The 5,373-nt window shown below is 33.9% G+C and carries 4 protein-coding genes; 1 reads left to right on the top strand and 3 read right to left on the bottom strand.

Going from position 1 to position 5,373, the window contains the following annotated elements:
* Positions 1 to 496 precede the first annotated feature (496 nt).
* From LOR49_RS17180 to LOR49_RS17170, 3 genes are all read right to left on the bottom strand, one after another.
* Positions 497 to 1,588, bottom strand: coding sequence for a DNA cytosine methyltransferase (locus LOR49_RS17180; protein ID WP_240378177.1), 1,092 nt, complete (start codon positions 1,586 to 1,588; stop codon positions 497 to 499).
* Between the two features lie 63 nt (positions 1,589 to 1,651).
* Complete coding sequence (locus LOR49_RS17175) at positions 1,652 to 2,980, bottom strand: LlaJI family restriction endonuclease (protein WP_240378176.1); 1,329 nt, start codon at positions 2,978 to 2,980, stop codon at positions 1,652 to 1,654.
* Positions 2,980 to 4,695 (bottom strand): AAA family ATPase, encoded by a 1,716-nt coding sequence (locus LOR49_RS17170; RefSeq protein ID WP_240378175.1) that lies wholly within the window; start codon positions 4,693 to 4,695, stop codon positions 2,980 to 2,982. Before LOR49_RS17170 ends, LOR49_RS17175 begins: the two co-directional genes overlap by 1 nt.
* A gap of 316 nt (positions 4,696 to 5,011) precedes the next feature.
* Here LOR49_RS17170 and LOR49_RS17165 point away from each other — a divergent pair.
* On the top strand, positions 5,012 to 5,373 hold a 362-nt coding region (locus LOR49_RS17165), incomplete at its 3' end, for a hypothetical protein (RefSeq protein ID WP_240378174.1).

Genomic DNA, 5,373 nt, shown 5'->3' with positions numbered 1-5,373 from the left:
GAGCATCTCCTTTTTGGTTTATCGGTGGAAGAAAGAAAAAAGGGTGGATATCGTTTAATAAGCAGATGTTTATCCAGGAAGAGGGCGCAATTGCGGAATAACATACATAGAAATGATCAAACTTTTTTATAAAAATTGTAGACGACTTCACAAATAATGAATCCATTTTAATCAATCTTTTTTCCAAAATGGATTCGTTTGTTTGTGGTAATATACAGGTTTGTGAGGTATTTATGATCAAACTTTATTTTAAAGCTACAAAAATGTTATTTGACATAAAAGTTCTTTCTTTTACGATAAAGTTCTTTCTTTAACGTAAAAGATCTTTCCTGATGTTCAATATGTTCAGCTCAAAAAAGCTGCCAACCAGTTAAAACACCGAAAAGAGGTACCTCTTTTCGGTGTTTTTTCCATTAGCATATAAAGTAATAAAGCATATCAAAAAAAGTAACTCTTACCGAGTTACTTTTTGATGTGTGAAACGTTAATATATTTCTTAATCGAAAAGTGACAGCTGCTTGTATCTATCCATTGCATCGAATAGCTTACCCTCTTCAATCGCATTCAATTGTCCGATGATCGATTCGCCTATTACTTTCCCCAATAATGGTGGAACAGCATTTCCTATAACTCTGTACTTTGCCGACAAAGATTTTGCTACAAACACAAAATCATCGGGAAAAGATTGGAATCTGGCAATTTCCCTTACTGAATACCGTCTGTTTTCAGTTGGATGGATAATCCCACAGTTTTCAGGAGTGGCAGCTGCGGTGATTGTTCCATTAATCTCATCTCTAGAGAATCTTCGATAAAAATTGGGAGCTCTATATTTTTTCATATTGTCCTTAATCCTCTTTAACCGAGGAGGTAATTCACTGTATGGAATATCCTTCCACGATCCCCCTTCTTTAATGAAAGGGATTAGTTTCTTTGACTGTGGTGAAAACTCCCAGATATCCTCTTGATTAGGAAGGTTTTTCACATTTTTTAAGGCAGCGCCAACCGTTAACTCTTTCTCGTTTTTATTATGTGTTGGTGCTGGGAATTCGTATGTAAAACCTAAATCTTTTCTGACAGCTACAAATATTACTCGATATCTTTCTTGGGGAACGCCATAACTACTTGCTTTGATTAATTTGTAGTTAACACAGTAACCTGGTATGATATCATCTAAGGTTTTTACAATAGAATCTAATAGCAATGAACCATCTAGATTTTTGGTGGATAGTATACCTCGAACATTCTCAAAAACCACTACCAATGGATTTTTAGATTCGATCACCCTTATTGCTTCTTCAAAAAGAGTACCTCTTTTATCAGAAACTCCCTTTCTCGAACCTGCACTTGAAAAGGGTTGGCAAGGGAAGCCTGCCGCTAAAATATCACAATTTGGGATATCGTCAACATGTATTTCTTTAATATCTCCCTCAATTATAGTAGTATTTGACATATTATGACGATACGTTTCTGCTGCGTTTGCATCTATTTCGTTTGCCCAGATAACGTCCATTCCCGCTTGTTCTAAACCTAAATCCAATCCCCCGCAACCACTGAATAAGGAAACAACTTTAAACCTTTTATTTTTCAAGAAAATCAACTCCAAGTCAATAGTAAGTTACATGTCATTGCTTAACTTATATTTATATTCCTTCTATCTATTGGTTTGCGGAACAGAATTGATTTCTAATTCTTTATAATCCGAAGTAGACAAACTTACATTATTCAAAAACATATTATAAACTTTTTCATCGGCGAGGTAAACTAATTTAACAGGTTTTTCACTGATGAAATCAAGTTTCGCTTGGCCAAAAACTTCAAGAAGATCACCGTTCCCGCTGTCACAGGGGAATAAAAAGTAATTCCTAACTTTTTCATCCAAGATTATATCTCCAAGTCCTTTTTCATAAAGCAATTGTTTTGATATATCGTTAACTGATGGGTTCCCCTTCACAGTTCCGTTTTCAAAACGGATGTGATAATATTTTGCATCTAATATTAAAAAGTAATCCTCTCCTTCTATGGATGGGGTAGAGATTATGTCAGGTAAAAATGATTCTTTTTCAATTTTAATGCCAGTATCATATGATTCCCATGTTGGTTTCGGCAGAGATTTTATATACATTTTGTATTTGTTATCAAATATATTGCTACATATTTTTTCCCAAATGTGTTCAAAGTATCTAGTCCCGTATGCGTCTAGTGGAAAAGAAGAGTTATCTGTCGATAACTCTATGATGGACTTGATTGCTTTCAATGTTGTAATTTTATTGTCAACATATGTCACGTTCATTTCGTTATCAATGACATTAATTAAAAACTCTAATGACCCCAGCGCTGAAATATCGATATTCAACGGTTCTATATCTAAATGAGAATATCCTAACCAGTGCTTATATTTTTCATAACAATAGTTCACAGCCCATTTATGGATTTTGATAATTACATCTTCTTCATCGCTGTGATCACCCTGAGTTAATGTATCGAAATAATGAGGGGAATCGTTGATAATATATGGTTCTACCTCTGATACTGTCTCCCCCCATAAAGTCTCACCTGAACCGTTAATTTGAACAATTTTTTTGTTCTTTGAATAATACCCATTTTGGAGAAAGTCCTCAATAATGATTTTTGAAAGTGAAAAAGTGCTAATGTCTTCTTCGTCATCACTCTTAATTAGCGGATCGATGGTATTGTGATTAAGTAAAGGGTTTGCCGCATACTTTTTTATTACACTTAATACGATCTTTGCTTTTCTTAACTTTGCTTCATAACTTAAGTCTTTTCTAATGTATTTGGGTAAAACAAAATACATTTTATCCTTATGAAAAAACAAACCAACAAATTGAAATTTAATTTCATTGCAGTCAACTACTAAACAAACTCTTTTCTTTTTTAAAAGATTTAGGAATTCCAGGCTAAAAATTTTTTTCAAGTATGCGGCAGAGTAATGTTTTTGTTCTACAAAAAATGAAACGCTCATCAGGCATCACTTCTCAATTCTTCTTCTGAGAAAACAAAAATATTCCGCTTATTATCATAGTCCTTTACTATGTCAGAAAAATTCTTTTGCAGAAATAATTTATTATAATTGTGTCGAAGTACATCATCTCGCAGATACAGTAACAACTTGTTTTTGAATATTTCACGGTTTTTCAATTCGTGCGGTCTTAGAAAAAAAGGCCCTAACAATTTGTCTTCTGGGACAAAGTCTTTAATATGTTCATTTATAGTGGCTCTTAGTTTGTTCCAGGAAACTTTTTCACCCTCCATAAAAGGGAGCTCGATAAGAATATCTTTAACTATATCTTGATTTTCATCTAATGGAATGTACTCAAAGGACCATCTTCTTTTAAAAGCTGAATCAAGTGGGCTCACACCTTGGTCGGCACTGTTCATTGTTGCCCAAATAAAGAAATTAGAAGGTATCTTAACTTCATCTTCGATAATATCTACACTTCTTAAGAAATTCATGACGTCAGGGTTAAACACAATACTATATTCACTTTGGCCGTCTTCATCTCTATCCAATAATTGAAAGGCATCACCGAATACACTTGCCGCGTTAGCGCGATTTATCTCTTCGATAATTAATACAAAACTGGTGTAAGGGTTTTTAATTGCTTTAACAAGTGTTGAAATAAATGGACCAGGAACAAATTGATAATCAATGATGGGTTTCACCTGCTGCTCCATTTCTGTCCTTTTGTCTGTGTTATAAACAGCTTCTTCAGATTTTACATAAAGTGGAACGGGTTTGTAAGATCCTATAAACTGATTATATGAGTAGCTAGGATAAAAGGTTATTCGTTCTATCAATCGCCTGTCCATAAAAAAGGTTTCAACTTCCTTATTCAATGAGTAACTTTTACCCGTGCCAGGTGCTCCGTATATAATTTTATTTCTAGGAATATCCTGTGATATGTTAAGCGAAGGATATGTTTCAGCCGCCCCATGGTGACCATTGTCCCCCGTTTGATCAGTCTGTTCTCGGTTTCTAAATAGATCATCATCCAAATCCGACATTTCCCAGGGAGTCTCACTAAAATATTTTGAGTCTAACTCAGGAATTGTTGCATTTGAAATTAGAAAAGACGTAACATCGGCGGAGAATATTTTTAACAACTCTGTCTCCAATGCTTCCCTTAAGATGTTATTCTCTTCAAAATATCGCTTCCTAAGCAAAAAAACAATGAGTGGAAATGCATTATCTCCACAAATCCGAAAATTAATAAACTTCATTAAGTTATCAGGCCAATTTGAGTGTTTAGCTATTCCTGTTTTTCCGTTTTCTGTGTCTAAACCCAGAGTTAACAAAGCACTGTTATTCGGTCTAGTTGGATATTCAGTCTCGCCCGAGATAGTGGCCCTATTTACTTGTGTTGAAAGAAAATTTTTTCCAACCTTCGTTTTTATTTTATCTCCAGATTCCAAATTGATTATGCCCAAGCAATTTGCCTGCATCTCTTGTGTACCTTGATCTCCTAAAACCAACAGTTCAGAAACCTTCTCTACAAACTGTCTTTTTAATGGTGAGTCTTTATGTACATCAATCGTTTCGGATTCATTCATCTTCTGTAATTGGTCAATTGCTAGAAAATATGCTAATGATGAAGTTCTTTCAAGATTTGTCTTCCCCTCACGTTGGGTCGACAACTGTGGATAAAACTCATTGAAAGCTTTCGCTGAAAAATACATGCAGTTACCCCCTTTAAATCTCCATGTTCTAGTTTTATACATCCGCTCCTTTAAAAGATAGCAAAATTCCATTTTAACATTTTTCCTGTAAATATGGTTTATTAGTTTAATTTTCTTTACTGCTAAAAAACCTGTCAACAACTTTTGGCCAATGATTAAACAAAAAAGCAGCGGACAAAAGAGAGTCGATTTAACAAGTACGATACACATGGTTTCAAACCCCATCCGTAATCTAAAAGTAATTTAAGGACCTAAAATGTATTAATAATATTTTCTTTGTTGATAATGAAAATAAAAAGTAAGGAAATGTTATTTTATGTATATCGAAAGAATAAGAAACTACATTTTAAAAATGAAACATTATGATGAAGAAAAGTGGAATATTTTTATTCAAAAACACAGAAATACTCTCCAACATGATGTTTTAAAAGAACAAGTAAAACCAAGTGACGCGGAAAAGTATATCAATCGATTTTTAAGCAATAGAACAGGAGAAACCCAAGTAAAACATTTCGAGGCTATCCTGTTTACGATTGACAAACTTTACAAAGACGGCTCGATTCATGTTCTTAAAGGGAAGAAACCTTTTTCTCCAGAGAGCTGGAAAGACATCGTTTACATAAATACAAAAAATTATAACCCCTCTGAAGTCATACAATCAAAAATGTTGCGAAGATG

The organism is Bacillus piscicola, from assembly GCF_022458745.1.
In the GTDB taxonomy this organism is placed as follows: domain Bacteria; phylum Bacillota; class Bacilli; order Bacillales; family Marinococcaceae; genus Alteribacillus_A; species Alteribacillus_A piscicola.
Note: the sequence above shows the minus strand (reverse complement) of the source record. Positions and strands in the feature narration are given on the sequence as shown.